The sequence below is a fragment of the Mesorhizobium sp. M2A.F.Ca.ET.043.05.1.1 genome, from assembly GCF_003952445.1.
Lineage (GTDB): Bacteria > Pseudomonadota > Alphaproteobacteria > Rhizobiales > Rhizobiaceae > Mesorhizobium.
On the sequence record NZ_CP034446.1, the window covers coordinates 4,765,155 to 4,782,941 of the forward strand.

The 17,787-nt window shown below is 58.1% G+C and carries 16 protein-coding genes and 1 tRNA gene; 12 read left to right on the plus strand and 5 right to left on the minus strand.

The features are described 5' to 3' along the window. Positions 1-274: 274 nt before the first annotated feature. A complete protein-coding gene (locus EJ069_RS22990) occupies positions 275-724 on the minus strand; it encodes a universal stress protein (protein ID WP_126063259.1) in 450 nt (149 codons plus the stop codon). A gap of 501 nt (positions 725-1,225) precedes the next feature. On the opposite strand from EJ069_RS22990, the gene EJ069_RS23000 reads away from it, so the two are divergent. The 7 genes from EJ069_RS23000 (at position 1,226) to EJ069_RS33030 (ending at position 10,534) form a co-directional block, all read left to right on the plus strand. Then, positions 1,226-2,167 carry a DUF1003 domain-containing protein gene (locus tag EJ069_RS23000; protein WP_126063260.1) on the plus strand — a complete coding sequence of 314 codons (942 nt, stop codon included), beginning with the start codon at positions 1,226-1,228 and terminating at the stop codon, positions 2,165-2,167. A 224-nt stretch (positions 2,168-2,391) separates the two neighbouring features. After that, positions 2,392-2,468 (plus strand) — tRNA-Arg (locus EJ069_RS23005). 376 nt (positions 2,469-2,844) lie between these two features. Further along, positions 2,845-3,960 carry a Fic family protein gene (locus EJ069_RS23010; protein WP_126063261.1) on the plus strand — a complete coding sequence of 372 codons (1,116 nt, stop codon included), beginning with the start codon at positions 2,845-2,847 and terminating at the stop codon, positions 3,958-3,960. Continuing rightward, positions 3,944-5,185 (plus strand): hypothetical protein, encoded by a 1,242-nt coding sequence (locus EJ069_RS23015; RefSeq protein WP_126063262.1) that lies wholly within the window; start codon positions 3,944-3,946, stop codon positions 5,183-5,185. The genes EJ069_RS23010 and EJ069_RS23015 overlap by 17 nt, the downstream gene beginning before the upstream one ends. 53 nt (positions 5,186-5,238) lie before the next feature. Beyond that, the gene (locus tag EJ069_RS23020; protein ID WP_210211303.1) at positions 5,239-7,317 is read left to right on the plus strand and encodes a nuclease-related domain-containing protein; all 2,079 of its coding nucleotides are present in this window, start codon (positions 5,239-5,241) and stop codon (positions 7,315-7,317) included. A 92-nt stretch (positions 7,318-7,409) separates the two neighbouring features. Next, on the plus strand, positions 7,410-9,962 hold the full coding sequence (locus EJ069_RS23025) for a hypothetical protein (RefSeq protein WP_210211304.1): 2,553 nt from the start codon (positions 7,410-7,412) through the stop codon (positions 9,960-9,962). Further along, a complete protein-coding gene (locus tag EJ069_RS33030) occupies positions 9,905-10,534 on the plus strand; it encodes a hypothetical protein (protein ID WP_210211305.1) in 630 nt (209 codons plus the stop codon). The genes EJ069_RS23025 and EJ069_RS33030 overlap by 58 nt, the downstream gene beginning before the upstream one ends. A 76-nt stretch (positions 10,535-10,610) precedes the next feature. Here the strand turns inward: EJ069_RS33030 and EJ069_RS23030 are convergent, their stop codons facing one another. Beyond that, positions 10,611-11,201: a hypothetical protein gene (locus tag EJ069_RS23030; RefSeq protein ID WP_126063263.1), complete on the minus strand. Its 591-nt coding sequence runs from the start codon at positions 11,199-11,201 to the stop codon at positions 10,611-10,613. A gap of 154 nt (positions 11,202-11,355) precedes the next feature. Between EJ069_RS23030 and EJ069_RS23035 the strand changes: the two genes are divergently transcribed. After that, complete coding sequence (locus EJ069_RS23035; protein WP_210211306.1) at positions 11,356-11,583, plus strand: helix-turn-helix transcriptional regulator; 228 nt, start codon at positions 11,356-11,358, stop codon at positions 11,581-11,583. Here the strand turns inward: EJ069_RS23035 and EJ069_RS23040 are convergent. After that, positions 11,577-11,777 carry an AlpA family transcriptional regulator gene (locus EJ069_RS23040; RefSeq protein ID WP_126063264.1) on the minus strand — a complete coding sequence of 67 codons (201 nt, stop codon included), beginning with the start codon at positions 11,775-11,777 and terminating at the stop codon, positions 11,577-11,579. The genes EJ069_RS23035 and EJ069_RS23040 overlap by 7 nt on opposite strands. Positions 11,778-11,905: 128 nt before the next feature. Then, the gene (gene traA / locus EJ069_RS23045; RefSeq protein WP_126063265.1) at positions 11,906-14,941 is read right to left on the minus strand and encodes a Ti-type conjugative transfer relaxase TraA; all 3,036 of its coding nucleotides are present in this window, start codon (positions 14,939-14,941) and stop codon (positions 11,906-11,908) included. Positions 14,942-15,113: 172 nt separating this feature from the next. Here traA and EJ069_RS23050 point away from each other — a divergent pair, with 172 nt between their 5' ends. The 4 genes from EJ069_RS23050 to EJ069_RS23065 all read left to right on the plus strand — a co-directional run bounded on the left by EJ069_RS23050 (position 15,114) and on the right by EJ069_RS23065 (position 16,604). Further along, a complete protein-coding gene (locus EJ069_RS23050) occupies positions 15,114-15,440 on the plus strand; it encodes a conjugal transfer protein TraD (RefSeq protein ID WP_126063266.1) in 327 nt (108 codons plus the stop codon). Between the two features lies 1 nt (position 15,441). Next, a complete protein-coding gene (locus tag EJ069_RS23055) occupies positions 15,442-15,690 on the plus strand; it encodes a conjugal transfer protein TraD (protein WP_126063267.1) in 249 nt (82 codons plus the stop codon). A 247-nt stretch (positions 15,691-15,937) separates the two neighbouring features. After that, entirely contained in the window at positions 15,938-16,207 is a 270-nt protein-coding gene (locus tag EJ069_RS23060; protein ID WP_126063268.1) for a hypothetical protein, read from the plus strand. An 88-nt stretch (positions 16,208-16,295) separates the two neighbouring features. Then, a complete protein-coding gene (locus EJ069_RS23065; RefSeq protein ID WP_126063269.1) occupies positions 16,296-16,604 on the plus strand; it encodes a hypothetical protein in 309 nt (102 codons plus the stop codon). A 51-nt stretch (positions 16,605-16,655) separates the two neighbouring features. Here EJ069_RS23065 and EJ069_RS23070 read toward each other — a convergent pair whose 3' ends face one another. Then, positions 16,656-17,735, minus strand: a complete 1,080-nt coding sequence (locus EJ069_RS23070; protein ID WP_126063270.1) for an ATP-binding protein — start codon at positions 17,733-17,735, stop codon at positions 16,656-16,658. Between the last annotated feature and the right edge of the window lie 52 nt (positions 17,736-17,787).

Here is a 17,787-nt window from a genome sequence, read left to right on the forward strand (position 1 = left end):
AGGACGCCTGAAGGTCGGCGAAGCCATTGCTTCGTCATTCCAGGGCGGAGCAAGGAGCGAAGCGACGCGCGCAGACCCTGGAATCCATGCCGTGACCTGTGAGCGATGCAGCGGCGCAGACCCTGGCATCCAAGCATCAGCGTAGGCAGCCTCTTTCTGCGCCGGTGCATTCCTCGGCCGGCGTAACGGCATGGATTCCAGGGTCTGCGCGACGCTTTGCGTCGCTCCGCCCTGGAATGACGAAACGAAAGTGGCGCGCCCCTATACGTAGACCCTACCGAACCACCAGCACCGGGATCGTCGTCAGCGACACCACTTCCGCCGTCTGGCTGCCCAGCACCAGGCGGCCCAGCCCGCGGCGGCCGTGCGAGGCCATGACGATGATGTCGCTGCCCTCGCTGGCGGCGACTTCGAGGATCGCCTCGGCGGGGGTGCGGTTCTCGATATGCACGGTCTTCGAGCCGACGCCCTTCGCATCCGCCTCGGCCTTGCACTTGTCGAGCAGCTCGCGCGCGTATTTGCGCGCGCGCTCCTCGTAATTGACCAGCTCGTCGGCGGCGACATAGCCGGCCATGGCGCCGCCCCAGGCCAGCGCCGGGAAAGGCTCGGAGACCGTGACGAAGGCGACGCTGGCGCCAAGCCCTTTGGCCAGCTCCAGCCCGTGGGCGACGCCCTTCTGGGCGAGTTCGGAGCCGTCGGTGGCGATGAGGATTTTCTTGTACATGGTGGCGATCCCTCATTTCTCGGGGCGCCGCGCGCGCCCAGGTGGCGGGAGCCTGAACGCTCAGGCCTGGTTTCGATATAGTCAGCCTATCAGGCCCGCCACAGGGGCCAGTTTGATATGCATCAAGGCCAGGCGGCGGAGACGATTGCGCCAGGGGGGGTGAGAATTCGCGGGCGGTGCTCCCCTCTCCGTCTCGGCTTCGCCGAGCCACCTCTCCCCGCTCCGCGGGGCGAGGAACCCAAGCTTGCGAGCGGCGCGCCATCTACGGTTAGCGTTTCCTCGCCCCCGCAAAGCGGGGGAGAGGTGGCTCGGCGCGCAGCGCCGAGACGGAGCGGGGGCTGCGCCAACCTATGCGATCGCGGCGGGAAGGACTGCGAAGAACGCAACGCCCGCCCCCATCACAAGAACTTGTTCCGTCACACACTCTTCACACTCACCATGGATATGCCGCGCCGGCTTGGCGTATCGTAGCCGCAAAGCCTCGAAACAGGAGCACCGACCATGGCAGGCGACCCGAAGGCATCCGCGCAAATCCAGGCTGACAACGAGAACGACGTCGCCGGCGAATATCTCGAGGCGGAAACCGTGCCGGAGGATGCGCAGGCAGCCGCCGACGAGATCCTCGAAGCGCCGGAGGTGCCGGATTCCGAGCCGCAAGCCGAACCGCATGTTCCGGGCACCGCCCGGATCAAGCCCAAGAAAAAACCCTCGGCGATATCGGGGCGGAAATTCCGCAAGCGCGACCTGGTGCGCATCGACGATCTGAGGCCCAGCCTCGCCGACCGCATCCGCTCCGACCATCCCGACCTGCCGCGCGGCGCCCGCATCAGCCGCGAGGAGCTCGGCCGCTACCGCATGCGCTACATGGAGGAATTGCTGCAGCAGGAGCACGGCGAATTCTCCGAGCTCGACCGCCAGGTGGTGGAATCGATCGCCAAGCAGGACACGATCTCGGAGAACTCGGAAGAGGAATATGAGGAGCACCGCTCCTTCCCCGACCGCGTCTCCGACACCATGGCCGAGTTCGGCGGCAGCTGGTGGTTTCTGATCTCCTTCGCGGCGGTGCTTTTGCTGTGGATCGGCATCAACCTGATCGCCGGCACGACCAGCGCCTTCGACCCCTATCCGTTCATCCTGCTCAATCTGCTGCTCTCCTGCATCGCCGCCATCCAGGCGCCGGTGATCATGATGAGCCAGAAGCGCCAGGAAGCCAAAGACCGGCTGCGCTCCTTCAACGACTACCGGGTGAACCTGAAGGCCGAGCTGGAAGTGCGGCACCTGCACGAAAAGCTCGACTACCTCATCTCGCGCCAATGGCAGCGCCTGGCCGAGATGCAGCAGATGCAGCTCGATGCCATGCACGAGCTGACCGCCGCGAAGAAGGTGAAGCGCGCGACACGGGCGGTAAGGCGCAAGACGGCGAAGGTGGGGGCGGAGGGGTGAGGTGCAGTTCCTCGCCCCACGAAGTGGGCTAGGCGATGGGGAGAGGTGGCTCGGCGAAGCCGAGACGGAGAGGGGAGCGCCCTATCCGACGGCGTATCGGTCAGACAATCACCCCACCATGCCTCGCACAATCGCCAATTGCCCGTTGAAGCGTGCTGCGGCTTCCGCTAAGAAGCCGTGGCTGGCCGGCTCACCGGCCGGTTCGTTTTCCGGTTACCCGGGAAGCACCCGTAGCTCAGCTGGATAGAGCGCTGCCCTCCGAAGGCAGAGGTCGCAGGTTCGAATCCTGCCGGGTGCGCCACTTTTATACTGTGAAAACAGGTGGTTAGCAAGGCCTCTTTTCCGCGAGAAGAGGGCTGAAACTCGTCGCGGAAGCGCCACGGAAGCAATCGGACGTGTGTTCGGGCACCCTAAGACCGATCACTGTCGAGTATTGCCCGTTCCCCGCCAACTTACCGGTGGTTGCGGCCGGTTCAGCTTGGGGCTCAAGCGTTTGGCCATGGTGTATCTCGGTGGCCCAACTGTACTCATGCGATTATGGTTTCCTTCACGGTCGATATGTCGAATTTCTGGAGGCGGCCGGAGACCATCTAATGGGTGCCAGCTGAGGCATAGATAAGATTGCTATAGCTCACCGTTTCCGCTATCATGAGTTATAGAAAGGCGCTCTATAGCTCATGGCATGGAATTGGGAGCAGGCCGACTGGCCGCATTTTACCTACGACAAGATGGCATTGGACCCGCTGGAAAGCGAGTTCCTATTGCGATCGGGCGAGTTCTTGGGCGTGTTTCGCCATGTCGGCCGCGATGACCGCGACCAGATCCGCATCGATCTAATCAGCGAAGAGGCCTTGAAGACATCCGCCATCGAAGGGGAGTACCTCAACCGCGAGAGCCTGCAATCGTCCTTGCGGCAGCAGCTTGGGCTCGGAGGCGAGAATGGGCGCATCCCGCCCGCCGAGCGGGGCATCGCTGAAATGATGGCCGACGTGTATCTGCATTTTGCCAACCCGCTCTCGCATCGCGCGCTCTATGCCTGGCACAAAATGGTGATGTCCGGCGAGCGGCGCATCGAGACGATCGGCAACTATCGCCAGCATGCCGATGCCATGCAGATCGTCTCTAGCCGGCTGGACAAGCCCAAAGTGCATTTCGAGGCGCCACCCTCGTCGCGCGTGAAGGCGGAAATGGACGCCTTTGCCATCTGGTTCAACGATACTGCCCCCAAGGGCAAGACTCCGATCCCTGCGCTGACGCGCGCCGGTATCGCACACCTCTATTTTGAGAGCATCCATCCGTTCGAAGACGGCAACGGCCGCATAGGACGCGCGCTTTGCGAAAAGGCGCTGGCGCAAAATCTGGGCGAGCCGAGTCTCATCGCGCTGGCCTATACGATCGAACGTCATCGCAAGGCTTATTACGACCGGCTGGAAGCCAGCAACAAGAGCAACGCGATTACCGACTGGCTGCTATATTTCGCCGACACGATCCTCGAAGCGCAGCGCGTAACGCTTGCTCGTGTCGAATTCTCCGTCGCCAAGGCCAAATTCTACGAGCGCCATCGGGATCAGTTCAACGAGCGCCAGGAAAAAGTCATCGCTCGAATGTTCCGCGAAGGTATCGACGGCTTCAAGGGCGGTCTTAGCGCCGAGAATTACATCGCCATCACCCAGGCGTCACGCGCTACGGCGACGAGGGACCTGCAGGATCTGGTTGCCAAGAGTGCGCTGACAAGAACTGGTGAACTCCGACACACACGTTACACGCTGAATATTTGTGACGATCGTGCGTAAATCCCATCGAAAGAAGAGGCAGGCTGTCAAAGAGCCTGCTTGCCTCAACATCAGTGAATGGCGGGCAGCTACCCGGCAGGAAGTGGTGGAATGGGTTACGCGCGACAGGAAACCTAAGAAGAAGAAAGGCGGCGCCATTCTCGCGGTCAGGTCACGGCTTAGGCCGGTGGACATCTACTGTTATCTGAAAGCTCGCTTTGGCGAACCGAACGGTTTTCAAAACTTCCTGCGCAAGGATGACAGCGATAACTGGATACACTGGGACTACAGCCTCAAGGCCGGCGAGACCGACGTGTATATCTTGGGCATGTCGCGCGAGATTCATATCATGGTCGGCGAGGCGCTCACGCACCAGCAGTGGCGGGACCTGATTGTCGGTATTAGAACGGACTATGCGAGGATCGGTCCGCAGAAATCTGCCGTACTACAGAGCCTAGAAAAATTCGTCGTCTTCCAGAACAAGTTTGTCAGTATCGCGGGCCTGTGCGCCGACTTGCACGCAGCTATTATCGATGCCCCGGCAAAGACGGCTTTTCCAAAAAGATCGCCAGGTGCCAAATCGCGGCTGAAAACTTTAGAAAAAGCCATGCAAGGAGTATCCACACGTGCGAACGACCTCTTCGGGAACTGTCTAAAGCTTCACCTTCTGATGCCGGTTATGGCCGAGGCCTTCATCAATATGGTGATCCTCATGTTCACCCGCGATGAAATCAGGAATGCCCCTGAGGCCTATCAGGCCTTCATCCGGGCCAAGATTCCCGACCGCCTCGCGCTGCTCAGCCAGCATTGCGATGGCTTTGCACGCGATATCGACAAAAGCACCAATGCCTATGCGCATTTCATGCGAGTCATCGATAAGAGAAATTTCGCATTGCACGGTAATGTCGATCCTATCCGCGAGCAGATCGAGGTGGTCTATTTCGACGGCAGACGCCCGCTCTTCAATATGCCAGGAAACCATTTCGAAAGGTTCTTCGAGCATCTCGAAGCGATTCATCGACCCGAAGAGATCGTGTCCGATTACGAAGCCGTCCACGCATTTCTGTGGGAAATTACGGAATGCCTGAAGCCTCGCACGCAGACGTTCTTCAAGCAGGTCATTGGGGATGCATACCCCGGGTTCGAAGTCCATAAGAAGCGAGCTACTCGCATCCTGCCCGACCACGTGATGATGGGTATGTTGCCAAGTATGCTCTACGACGACGACCTCGATGTTAAGTGGTGAGCGAGTCGATTCTTTGGCCCAATAGCTCTAGCCCACATAAGAATTGGCGCGACATGACAAACATTGAATTGGAAAACCCAGGGCGACCAAAGGCGCGTTCTCTCGAAAATATATTCGACGACTTGCGTGTTCTCGCGCAGAGCCCCGGGACATTGCATGATATTTCCGCCATCATGTATCGCGATTGGATCGTTGCTATTGATTTGCGAGAAGGTAAGGTTGCCGACGATCCAGAAAAGCGCTGGTCTACCACCAAGCTAAACAGCAATGAGTTCATGCTCTTGCTCGGGCTAATGGTTCAGTCCGCGTCGGATTGCACTTACTCCATCGTCAATCCTGACAGCGATTTTGCAGACAAAGCTGACAGACTTCTCAGGGAATTCCACGACCGGCTCACATTGGATTCGATGCCGGATTTCAGTGATCCTGGAAAGATCGAAAGGGCTCTGGGCGCCGCGGCTCGGGAAGCCATTTATTACGGTGCTGACAGCTTCTTTCTCCATCAGCTAGAGCGTTTTGCCCGAGACCGATATCGCGATGATTTTGAATGGCTGATCCGCAATGCTGGGCTCTCAGCGCGTCCAATGGTCGAAATTGCTCGGTTCATCATGGAGCATACATCGCGGCAGATGTCAGCGATCAACGCGACGAAGGAGGATGGAACTGTTCCGACCAAGGCAGATTTAACGGACAGCCTCTTGATCGCCAAAGCCGAGTTGATCAAGAAATTCGGTGCCAGCAAGGCGAAGGCCTTCATCGCCAAGTTCGCAACCCCTGCCACAAACGCAAATGCCAACTTCACGTCTGCGTTTGTTGTGAATCAAGCCAATCTTGCGCCGCTGATCGATATTGGGGAGCATCTCTATGCACCAAACGCATACAGGCTGGCTGAGAGCGTCTACGAGAGCCCGATCTATTGGATGATAGCCGACAAGACATATGTCGACATAGCAGCCAAGCATCGAGGTGCCTTTCTGGAGAAAGCAGCTGCTGACCTCTTTCGATCGGTATTCGGCGCGGCGAATGTGTATGAGAACGTCACGATCCAGCCAAGCAAAAAGAAGACAGCCGGCGAAGCCGACGCGCTCATAGTTTACGGCGAGTTCGTGATCGTCGTGCAGGCGAAATCCAAGCGTGTGACGTTAACGGCAAGAGCGGGTGATGAAGAGGCATTAAACAAGGATTTCGAAGGCGCCATTCAAGCCCCATACCGCCAAGCCTACGAGTTTGCCGAGCTAGTCCAGGCCGGAGCGGAATGCAAAACGAAAGACGGCAAGGCACTGACGTTCCCGCCAACGGTGCGGGTGTTCCCTGCCGTCATGCTGAGCGACGCTTTTCCTGCTGCGACGTTTCTCTCAAACATCATGCTGAAGAGAAGCGACAGGATCGCGCCTGTCATTTGGGACCTAGGCGTTCTCGATTGTGTGGCGCGCATGCTGCCAACGCCCATCGAGTTTCTTTACTACCTTAAGTGCCGCTCGGACGTTTTTGATAAGATGCATTCGGATAGTGAATACAATTTTCTCGGCTATCATTTGAAATACAAACTGGCGATGGATCCTGAATATGACTTCATGCATCTTGAGAAGGATTTTGCCGAAATCGTCGAGGATTTTATGATGCCGCAGGATGTCGGGGTGAAGACGGTTCGCCCAGTTAGCATCCTTGAGCGGTTGGACATTCCGGTTATCTCCGAATTGTTCAAGAGCCTGAAGACGGCACCTCCCGAACTGGCATCGGTAGTCATCGACCTCTATGATTTTTCCTATGGCTCTCTGACGGACTTATCTAAGACCGTGCTGGCAATCCGAGAAGAAGTTGCGGCGGGCAAGGAGATGAAATCGTTCTCTATCTTAACAGAAACGGGTGGCGTTACCTATTTGGTTTGCCGGAATCTGAACGACAAAATATGGTTGGCCGCTGAGGCAATCGGGCAAAAACACAAGTACGATTCGAAGCGCGATCGATGGTACGTCATCGTGGACGACATCAGCACATCAGCGCCTGTCGATGCGGCGCTCCCGCTGGTGGAGAAGTGGTATGAGGATGCTGATCTAGCTGAAAACTCCCGCAAGGTAGACGAACTATTCAAGACCAAATGGCAGCGACGTGCCGTTCCGCCTAGACGTTAGGATGGGCCGGGATTGTCATGAATTGACACTCATCTTGGGGATTGAATGACAATTTCCTTTCCGTTTTGAATCGGCGCGCCTTACGCTGAGCCATGGATTTCCTGGATAAGCAGATCGCCCCACCAAAGTCTTGGGATAAGTTTGAAGACCTAACTCGAGCGCTGTTTGCTGCCATATGGAAAGATTCGTTTGCGCAGAAGAACGGCCGAACGGGTCAGCCGCAGAATGGTGTTGATGTCTATGGTACGCCATCTCAGTCTCCTGGAAGCTTCCACGGAGTTCAATGCAAGGGCAAGAGTATTGCCTATAACGTTAAGGCGACGATCGACGAATTCGATATTGAGCTAACGAAAGCCGAAGGCTTTGAGCCTACCCTAGCGCATTGGACGTTTGCAACGACGGCACCTAATGACGCCCCATTGCAAGAGCACGCTCGGAAGATTTGCGAAGATAGGGTCCGCAGTGGGAAGTTTCCTGTTGCCGTCATCGGCTGGGAAACGATCCTGGCCCTCCTGTCTGAGAATCGGCTGGTAGTTCAGGAATTTTATCCGGAACACGCCGGCAATCTGGCTGACGTGCTAGCTGCACTACGCGAGTTTCCGAGTGCCGGAGAATTGGCAGATTTTAAGAAGGCTGCTCTTACGGCCGCGAAAGCTCGGACAGTGAGAGAACAGGATCAGCTGTGGCTGGATGTGACATTTGACACCCCGCGTGATCTCGGCCCTGCTCTTATGGGGCGGCCGCTTGGCCCAGCCGACGTCGAGGCATGCCCTGTCTTGCCTGAAGCGGCAACACTTTTTCACGACCTCCAACGTGCAGGGTCGGCAAGGTTGGCGGGAGTTGCTGGGGCAGGAAAGTCGATCTGCGCTTTGCAAACTGCGAAGATGGCGCATTTGCACGGCTGGCGGGTAGTTCGACTGGCAAATCCCGACGTTCCGATCCTACCACTGATCGAGGATGCGCAACCGATTTTACATTTGGTCGACGACGCACACTTGACACAGCCTGGCTTATTGCTCCGGGCGGAACAGGCAACCACCTCAACTAGATGGGTTCTAAGCACCCACACAATCACAGACCAAAAGACGATGGTACCGGGGACGATCCAGCTCGACAGTAGGCGAGCGGTCAATGTGATTGCCACTGGGCTACGAAAGGAGCGCGACCGGACTTTCCGTGCCGTCCGAAGCGCGGACGATCGAATTGGTGATGGTCCTGGCGACGAACGCCTAGAAGATCGCTTGGCGCAGGCGGAGGAAGCAGAGTTCCCTTGGCAATTCTGCTTTATTCTGGGCGGTGGTTGGCGGCGGGCTGAGGCAATCGCCGGTTCGGCGCGAGCGGCTGGCTCAGACCTCGTACTGGCTGCAGCAGCGATACGGCAGCTAGCCACACGCGACGCACGCTGCAGTCAGGACGAACTTACCACCCTCCTTAAGTCTGTTGGGATTACTGCTGATGTGAATGCCGCCCTCGAATGGCTCGTTACGCAGCGGCTATTGGTTAATTCTGATGATTTACGCTGCCCACATCAGCGTCTAGCAGCTGTTCTACTGGGCCGTATTCTCGAAGGGCAAGACACAACGGGTCGCCATACGATCGGTGCAATGCTTCAAGCTGTTCTTGCCGATGCGACAATGCCTCTTATTGGCGTTAACGTGCTGCTCGACGAACTTTGCCGTACTGGCGAATTTGGCCGATGGACACATCTTATCAAACGGGGTTCGCTTGATCCGTTGCTGGTACGAATCTGGTCTGCGTCGGAAGCCGCGACTATTCGGGCGTCCTGTTGGTTGCTCGACAGCATAGGCCGTTTCGTGGAAGACGATATGGCACTGATAAGTGAGCATCGTTCGATCGTTGTGGGATGGCTTAATGACGCAGCGGAGGGCACAGGCTACGCTCTCGGTCGGCTCATGAACCATGTGCAAAATACCGATCCTGCTTTGGCAGGCGAGATTGTCGAACAAGTCGATCCGGCTCACCTAGCGAACACAATAAATCAGGCCTCACATGGCTATGCTAGTGAGCTCGCCGAGATGATCTCAACGATGGGCGCTACCCAGCACAACGCCTGGAGAGAAAAATATCTAAAAACCATCGATCGTTCGAGCTGCCTACGCCTGGTTGGAACTTGGCCAGCGGAAATTTATATTTCGGCGGCGGCAGATTTCTGCCGCCATTTTACCTACCTTGACACCGAATTCGGACTCGATCTCATCGAAGCTCTGATCCCTGCGATTGCGCATCGTATTTCCGACAATCCGGTTGGATCCTTTCATGAACTCGACGAGATAGTTTGGCATTCGCTGCGGCTTTTCGATCCCCTTGGCATTTATGTCGGAAAGCTAGCTGCGACAGCGCGGATGCGAACTGTCGGACGTCAACTTTGCGCGCGTTGGTCCACGGACAACCTCGCGGCAAAAATCTCCGCCACACCAAAACGCAATTTCCAGTCAGCCGCAGGCCTCTTAAGCTTCGTGCGCAAGGTGACCCCAAGAAGTTTGCTGCGGTCGTTAATAAGATTGATTGGGGGCAGATCAACACGACGATCGGTGATGATTGGGAAACGTCAATCCATGATGCTGAAATGTTGCTTGGCATCGCTTATGGACAAGATTCTGCGCGACCTAAAATCGTTTCGCTAATTGTACAAAATGAGGCCCGCATAATAAATCTATCGCCTAAATTAGCTGCGATGGCACCGGAGGTTGCATATAGGCACGTGCAATCCGAGCGCACCATAGGCCTAACCAGCTATGGACATTCTCACTGGGATTTTGCTTGTGTCATTCTCGCGAATTTCGCCCAGTCGCACCCCGAATTGATCGACACCTTGCTAAAACCTCACGAATTCGCATTTGCCAATTCGCTATCTCAACCTAGCCCAACATTTTTCGATGACGCGTTACCTTTCATACGGGTTCTATGGGAGGTCTCTCCAGCTTCGTTTCAGCGGGTGCTTAGCCATATTGATACCACTAAAGCTGAAGTAGGCTGGGCTAACGCACTAAGGGGTCGGGAAAACAACCGCGAGCCTGGCGCCAAGGCGAACGCCCGCCAAGTTGCAGCCCTGCTCGTCCATCATGCCATCGAGCGAACGGATGGCGTCGGGGCCTTGGCAAGGCGTTTTCGAGAACGCTTTCCTGCACTTTCTATTCCAAGCAAGAAGAGTTTGACGGCGCTGATGGACAACAACGACTCCCCAAGAAAAACTTGACTCTGACCGTGACAGGAATGTCTCCAAGTGGCCAATCGGCGATCCGGTTGAATGGTGCGTCCGGCTTGATGGCTGTTCAACTGCCAATGCGGGAGGGGTGCACGGGGGATCCCAGATGAAGGTTAGTGGCCTGGTTTTCCAGACCGATTAGGTAGGCCGCTCTCGCTTGATACTGCCTGCAGTCCGCCTGAACGACAGATCGCTCAGGCCGTTCAAGCGGCAGGCTCCCGGCGATTTTCTTCAAGTCGTCAAGGACAGAAGAAATATGCGGCCAGGGAAAGTCTGTTGGATCGTCGATGTCGCGATCTGCACCAGCGATGATTTCGAGCTTGGCGACGATGCCAAGAAGTGACCGCGCCTGTATGTGTGGGAGTTTGTCCTGAAGCTTCAAGGCAGCAGTCGTGGCCTCGACCTCCGCTTGGCAGGCGATCGAATAGCCGACCTTCTTATCCATCGCGTCCGGGGACGCAGCGTTGAGAACGCGCCTCTCTAGGCGTTGTTGAAGTCGGCAGAGGACATGCGAAACGTGCTGTGCCCGCGACCAGCCTCGCAGCAGCAAAATTGCTGGGTCTGTATCATCAAAATGTCCGGGCGCATTTGCGGTCTGATGATCGCGGCGGCTGGTCGTGACGGAAGGCAAAGTCGTGCTATTGTCGGAATCAGTCATGATCCGAGCTCCTAACAGCTTGGGGCGTGGCAAGGCTGCTGAAGGTGGTCGTAACACCGTCAGCAGCCGCAGTAAGCGACTCCCATAATCGTATCAGGGTTACGATATCTCAAGTGACGATGCAGATCAACGTAAATCGTATCGATGTTACGAAATGAACATCATCCAGTGCAAAATGGCGAGGGTTGCCCTCGGCTGGGGTACGAGAGACTTGGCCCGGAATGCTGGAGTTTCACCTGACACGGTCGCCCGGTTTGAGCGGGGAGAACAACTAAAGGGCAGCACGGTCGCAGCACTTCGGAGCACATTTGAAGCAGCCGGTATTGAATTCATTCCAGAAAATGGCGGCGGCCCGGGCGTGCGTTTATCGCGCAATCACTGATATCCTGTTCGCCATGCGACGGGATTTTCGATCCACTGATTCACTTCTGATTCCCGCCAGCCGGCCCCGTTTACGCTGATCTTGATCTGAGCCGGAAACGTGCCTTCGGCAATCTTGCGATAGAGGGTTGAGCGGGACAGACCGGTCCGCGCCAGGACTGTCCTAAGGCGAATGATACGATCCGGTTCAGGCATGGCTGCCTCGCCTTTCGCTGAGGACATTTGGCATCTGCTGGAACCAGACAGGACAACCCAAGGCTGGCGTGCAATCGGATTTGGCATCTCATCGACCTGGGGCGTGGAAACGGCGGCAAATCGGAGGGTCAGATGCCCATGCCACGCCCGATGCCAATGCCGTTGCTGAACGCGAGTTCCGCGCCCAGGCGCCGGCCGGATTCGACCTCGATGCCAAGCGCCTTCTTATGATTGGCGAGTAGCGATTCGAGTTGCGGATCGCGCTCGAGGCCCTTGGCCATGTCGGACATGGCCGAGCGTGTTGACCTGTAGCCGGACATATCGCCGGCCTCGTATTGGCGCTGGCTTGTCCTCCTCAGCTTTTGCCAGTCTTCCACGAAACGATCGGCCCGGCGGCTCGGATCGGTGCGGATTTCGGTTTCAAGCTGGAGCGCGCGCACGATGCGGTTGACGCGACCGGCTCCGGCTTCGCGCACCAGCTCGGGGTTCTTGACGTAGGCCGCTTCGGCATCGCGCCAGCCATGCGGCCGAACCTTCTCGAAAGCGTTGCGCGCGTCTCTCAATTCGCGCATCTGTTCAGGCGTTCCCTGCCCATCCGCATTTCGGCTGCCGATAATAGCGTCGAGAGCACGCGCGTGGCGCACAAGCGCCTTCGTGCGAGCGCTGCGCAACGCCGCCTCCGCGTCCACCGGCAAATCCGTTTCGCGCTGCGCACGCCTGGCGGACGCTTCTCTTCCAGGCGAGGCGCCGGCGTCGCCGTTTTGCGCTCGACCGTCTTCGCTTCCCGGCTGTGTCCTACGGTCCTGATCGGGCTCGACGTCTGCCGGCGAGCGCAACCCGTCGAGCAGCCCGCCGATCCTGTCGCGAAGCTTTTCCGGAACAATCCGGCGGACGATCTCGACCACACGCTCGCGGAAGGTGATGCCGCGCCGCGCCGCATAGCTCTGCGCCGGGTCGACATGGTCGTAGTCCGACGCCATGTCCTTGGCGCGGTCGCGCGACAGCGTTCGGACGAGCCGGTCGCGTGTCCCGAAATCGTCGCTGCCGTAGTGCAGCTCCATCCTGTCGCGATGCCGCGACAGGGCAACGTAGCTGCCATGGGCATCCATCCCTGGCGTCGCCAGCACATGGGTGCGGTCGACTGTCATGCCCTGGGCCTTATGGATGGTCGCGGCATAGCCGTGGTCGATGTGTGCGTAGTCTTTCAGGTCGAACCGCACAGACCTGCCGTCGTCGGTTTGAACCGTCATGCTCTGGATGCTGACCTCTTCGATCACGCCGAGCGTGCCGTTCTTGACACCGAGCGACCGCTCGTTGCGCAGGAACATGACGCGATCGCCGTTTGCGAAGTGTCTTGCACCGCGTTCGACATCCACCCGAACTTCTTCGCCGAGATCTCCAGCAGCGCGCATACGCTCGCGCGCTGCCTTGTTCAGCGCGCGCACTTCATCGTTTGTGTGGGTGAGAATGATACGGCTCGCTTCAGGCTCTGCATGCCTGTCCCGATCCCAGCGCTCGACAAGATCGCTGCGTGCCTCATCGCGCGACGCAGCCTGGTGCACCATGCCCTGCGCGTCATAGGCGTCGATTGCAGCGCCGATCCTGCCGGTTGCAAGATCGCGCGTGGCCTCACGCTGCCAGTCCTGGCGCTGCCGGCGCACCTGGCCGATCTCGACGCCGCCGTGACGCTCGTGAATCGAACGGAATGCTGCACCTGCCTCGATCGCCTGCAACTGCTGCGGATCGCCGACCAACACGACCTTCGCGCCAGCATCCGCGGCACGGGAGAGCACGCGCTCCAACTGGCGCGTGCCGACCATGCCCGCCTCGTCGATCACCAGGACATCACGCGCGGTGAGCAGATCGCGACCCTGTCCCCAGCTATGTTCCATGCTGGCGATAGTCCGAGACGGGATACCAGATCCGCCTTCGAGATTTTCGGCTGCGATGCCAGAAAGTGCCGCGCCTCGAACCTCGTAGCCTGCTGCTGCCCAGGCCTGGCGGGCGACACCCAGCATGGCGCTCTTACCGGTGCCGGCAAAACCGATGATTACACCAAGACTGCGGCCATCGGTGATGTGATCCACCGCATCTACCTGCTCGGGTGAGAGGACAAGCCCGCGTTGTTCGGCAGCCGCCAAAGCTGCCATGCGATGTGCGTCACGCACCGCATGCTGACTCTCCCCAGCCATTCGTTCCGCCGCGCGATGCAGGCGCTGTTCGGTCTCGATCAATTGCCTCGTGGTGAAACGATCTTCACCGCGTCCGTCCTTGCCGAGTTCGACCAGATCAGGCGCGTTGCTGATGGCTGCCACCACCTCGTTGAACTGCTCCACTCCATCGCTGTGGCGATGCGCAAGCTTCGCAATGTCCTTTCGGGTAAAGGTCGATTGCTGATGCGTGATGGCATCGAGCGCCAGGGATGGATCGGCAATGATGCGCGCACCATTGTTGCGCGCGATCTCGCGGTGCAGTTCGGCGCGATCAGCTTCGATGTCGCCAGCAGCAAGGCCGCTGTCCTCAATGCGTTGAGCCGGTGCACCAATCTGGGTTTGCGGCTCCAACCCAATGCCCTGCGCTTCCAGACTGCGATGATCGATGCGGGCGTCGATGTCGAGTTCGGCCAGGCGTTCATTGGCAAGCTCCGCCCACCGCTCGCGCCAGCGCTCGACCAACTCCGTGCGGTTCCAGTCTCGAACCTTTGCGGCAAAGCCATTCTCATCCACGGACCGCATGGCGAGCATGACATGGGCATGCGGTTTGAGACTGCCATCCTCCGCCCTGTCCCAATGCACATTGAGATCGGCGACCATGCCCCGACTGACGAACTCGGACTGAACGAAGTCGTGCGCCAGCTCGATGCCTTGCGCCTGGCTTAGTTCACGCGGCAGGGCAAACTCCACCTCGCGGGCAAGCTGCGCGTCCTTGCGCATCTCGAAGGCTTCGACGTCGTTCCAAAGCCGTTCCCGGTCGCTCCAGGCTTCGGGTGCATTGTCCGGCAGCATCACCTCGGAATGGACCACACCGCGCTTGGCCGAGAAGTCATGCGTGCGTTCGATGCGCTCATCGCGCAGCCGCGAGGCTGAGCGGTAGGCAGCAGATGCAACAGCGCTGCTTCCTGCCTTGCGGCCAATGACTTTGACATGAAGGTGATAGATCGCCATCGCGACCAGATCATTTGCACGTCAAAGCGCACGTCGGCACGACGTATAAGCGCGCCCTCCCTCGAAAAAATCTCGGGAGCGACCAGGCCGTCCCGGGCTGTCTCGGCAACCCTAAAGCCTTCCGGAAGGCGCTCCCCTATCATTCTCCAATCGACAGCCGATGGAGACAGCCATGCGCAAACCACGCGACTACGACACGGAACTGAAAGCGCTGGAAGACAAGGCGCGAGAACTCAAAACGCGAAAGGTGCAGCAGCTTGGCGAACTGGTGATCGCCACCGGGGCCGATCAACTCAGCATCGACGAACTCGCCGGGGCACTCGTAGCAATCGCCGACACGAAGGACGCTGCAAAGCGTGAGGCGTGGGCCAAGCGTGGGGCAATGTTTTTCGAAAGCGGGTCCAGACGAACTCCTCCGGCGTCTCAAAGCAACCGGCGTAGCGCTCCATCGCAACAAGGTGGCCCTCAATCGCCGGCAGGCGGCTCTGGCTCGCAATGACATGCGCACGTGGCAGGTCGAACGCCGCAAGCGCACCCGACATCTGATTGAACTCGGCGGCCTCACAGTCAAGGCAGGCATCATCGAGCTGACCAATGACGATCGCGCCACCATCTACGGCGCTCTGCTTTGGGTCGCCGCCAAGCTGCAGAGCCATGAAGGCGAGCACGTGCGGGATCTATGGGCCGCGAAGGGCAAGCAGGCTTTCGATGCGGAGCGGGATCATGGGCAAAAGGGCGAGTGGACGTAGCGAGGTTGGCGGGTTGGCGGGCGGGGCGAAGCCCCGAACAGCGTAGCCCGCCCGCGTCGCGCTAGGGCCGATGCTGCGAGATGACGAATGCCTTGATTGGAGCATCTGCACAAGGTGGCGAATCGGTCGGCATTTTCCTGAAGCTGCCGCTAGAGCCGTCGTGTATCGGAAAACCAACCAAATATAGACAACTCGGACCGTCCTATCCGTTAGGCTTAGGTCGGCATTTTCCGGCAGGAGGACGCCAATGCAGAATTCCGGGGTACTCATACAGCGCACTGAGGTTGTCCGCGTCCACCTCGATACACTCGAGCAACTCCTTAGTGTTGCGAAGCCAGCCGTTGCAGAATCGGTTCGCGCCAGCCTCTCTCTGCGATTTTTATTCGACGGCGCGCTCAGTCAAACCGCTCATCTGCTCGGGCACACCATCGAGATACCCGCACCGGTCTTAGAGGGAATTCCAATTGAGGAGGCGGTGCTCTTTGCGTGTGGCGGCTATCATCTGGGAGCTGCATAGCCCGCACTACACCTACCGGGAGCCAGGACCCAACAGTGGGCACCGTCCGCAATTTGAAAGTCAGGTTGCCAGGTCCCCTAGCACGCACGTGTTCGCAGACATCAAACTGTCGAAGTTCCTGCTACAGCCTTGCTTGGGCCTTGTTGGCCTCACCGTATCACGCAACGCCACGATCCGTTATGTGGCCAACAAGTGTGGCGGCGCACACCACCACGACGACCTCGCTGGATTCAACGAGTTGGATATGCGGCTGACACATGTCGGACACGCGTTGCGCGTGAATGGTGACAATATATCAGCGGTGTTTCTTGAAACACTTGGGACGGCGTCGCTGCTGCTCGCTTCGAACAGCATCATGAACCTACGCAGAGCTCTGGCCGCAGCCAGAACCCACTAAAGCCGCAGCTGTCGATTGTCGCGCGGATGCCCGAAACTTCAGATTCGACCATCAGCGACCATAAACCGAAACGCCTCTGACCTTGTCATAAAAGCGATCGATGAGCCTTTGCTCGTCTATGCGCTCCACGCGCATCGGCCGTCCGAGGCTCGCAAACCCGGCGTTAGGAAAAGCCCATTCAAGTTTTGAGTTACGCCGCAGATTCTTCACGACAAACAAAACTCCGAACGGCCCTCGAATGCCCGAGTCATCTAGGATGAGTTGAATGTCTCGCAAATGCCGGGCGAACTCCGCGTGAAACTCGTTAATGGTCAGCCGTCCCTCCCCGTCCCGAACAGAAAACGGATGGGCAACATAGGAGTGGACGAGCCAATCATCGCCGATAAAGAAGCGCGATACCGAACGGCCCTCCTGGAAAGTTGCGTCCCGAACCTCATCGCCATTATCGCAACCTCTAAAAACGCCACGGCTTTCGCCATGATAGTGACGCATCACTTTCAGAACAGTTCGGCCTGGATCAAAAGACGTCCGCCCCCGTTCGTAATGCTCCTGCGGCACGATCGCTATATGCAGGGTAGCGCCATTGTTCTGCATGATGTCGCGCGCTTCGACGGCTGCGTTCTCACGTTCCATCAGTTGCACGGTATCGGCCTCTAGCTTCTCTAGTGGCGTAAACAGGGCGTGGAGTTGATCGCGGGGGATCGGCGTATTTTGGGCGCCGGTGCGCAGATAAAAGCCGCCCGTGATTTTGTTCTGATAGGGTCTTAACCGATGGTCGGGCAGATCAAGACAAAGAATGAAACCTCCCGTGTCCAATTCGAGGAATTCGGCACGAACGCCCAACGGCTTGGGATCGATGTTGTCCTGAAGGATCGACGTGATGCGGCGTTGCATAGCATCGCGATCGCCATCCATCGCTTCGAAGCGTTCGAACGCGCCCTTCTTTTCATGTACCCCAACGATAAGATATCCAGGCCCTGCATTTAGAAACGCGACCACGTCATCGATGAAGTTTGACTTCCCACGTTGCTCGTCGAGGTTCAGGCGTGCCTTGAATTCATAGTGTTGCCCCTCGACGACAAGGCCAGATCGGATGCTGTCGTGTGTCGGCGCGGCTGGTTGTTTTTTCATTTTTTGTCCTCTCGACTTTTCCGATCAAATGCTGTGGGCAACATTTCATCGC

Excerpts from the sequence above, each read along its gene's own strand:
- EJ069_RS22990 (WP_126063259.1), bottom strand. The coding sequence starts at position 724 with ATGTACAAGAAAATCCTCATCGCCACCGACGGCTCCGAACTCGCCCAG.
- EJ069_RS23000 (WP_126063260.1), top strand. The coding sequence starts at position 1,226 with ATGGCAGGCGACCCGAAGGCATCCGCGCAAATCCAGGCTGACAACGAG.
- EJ069_RS23010 (WP_126063261.1), top strand. The coding sequence starts at position 2,845 with ATGGCATGGAATTGGGAGCAGGCCGACTGGCCGCATTTTACCTACGAC.
- EJ069_RS23020 (WP_210211303.1), top strand. The coding sequence starts at position 5,239 with ATGACAAACATTGAATTGGAAAACCCAGGGCGACCAAAGGCGCGTTCT.
- EJ069_RS23025 (WP_210211304.1), top strand. The coding sequence starts at position 7,410 with ATGGATTTCCTGGATAAGCAGATCGCCCCACCAAAGTCTTGGGATAAG.
- EJ069_RS33030 (WP_210211305.1), top strand. The coding sequence starts at position 9,905 with ATGTTGCTTGGCATCGCTTATGGACAAGATTCTGCGCGACCTAAAATC.
- EJ069_RS23030 (WP_126063263.1), bottom strand. The coding sequence starts at position 11,201 with ATGACTGATTCCGACAATAGCACGACTTTGCCTTCCGTCACGACCAGC.
- EJ069_RS23035 (WP_210211306.1), top strand. The coding sequence starts at position 11,356 with ATGAACATCATCCAGTGCAAAATGGCGAGGGTTGCCCTCGGCTGGGGT.
- EJ069_RS23040 (WP_126063264.1), bottom strand. The coding sequence starts at position 11,777 with ATGCCTGAACCGGATCGTATCATTCGCCTTAGGACAGTCCTGGCGCGG.
- traA (WP_126063265.1), bottom strand. The coding sequence starts at position 14,941 with ATGGCGATCTATCACCTTCATGTCAAAGTCATTGGCCGCAAGGCAGGA.
- EJ069_RS23050 (WP_126063266.1), top strand. The coding sequence starts at position 15,114 with ATGCGCAAACCACGCGACTACGACACGGAACTGAAAGCGCTGGAAGAC.
- EJ069_RS23055 (WP_126063267.1), top strand. The coding sequence starts at position 15,442 with ATGCGCACGTGGCAGGTCGAACGCCGCAAGCGCACCCGACATCTGATT.
- EJ069_RS23060 (WP_126063268.1), top strand. The coding sequence starts at position 15,938 with ATGCAGAATTCCGGGGTACTCATACAGCGCACTGAGGTTGTCCGCGTC.
- EJ069_RS23070 (WP_126063270.1), bottom strand. The coding sequence starts at position 17,735 with ATGAAAAAACAACCAGCCGCGCCGACACACGACAGCATCCGATCTGGC.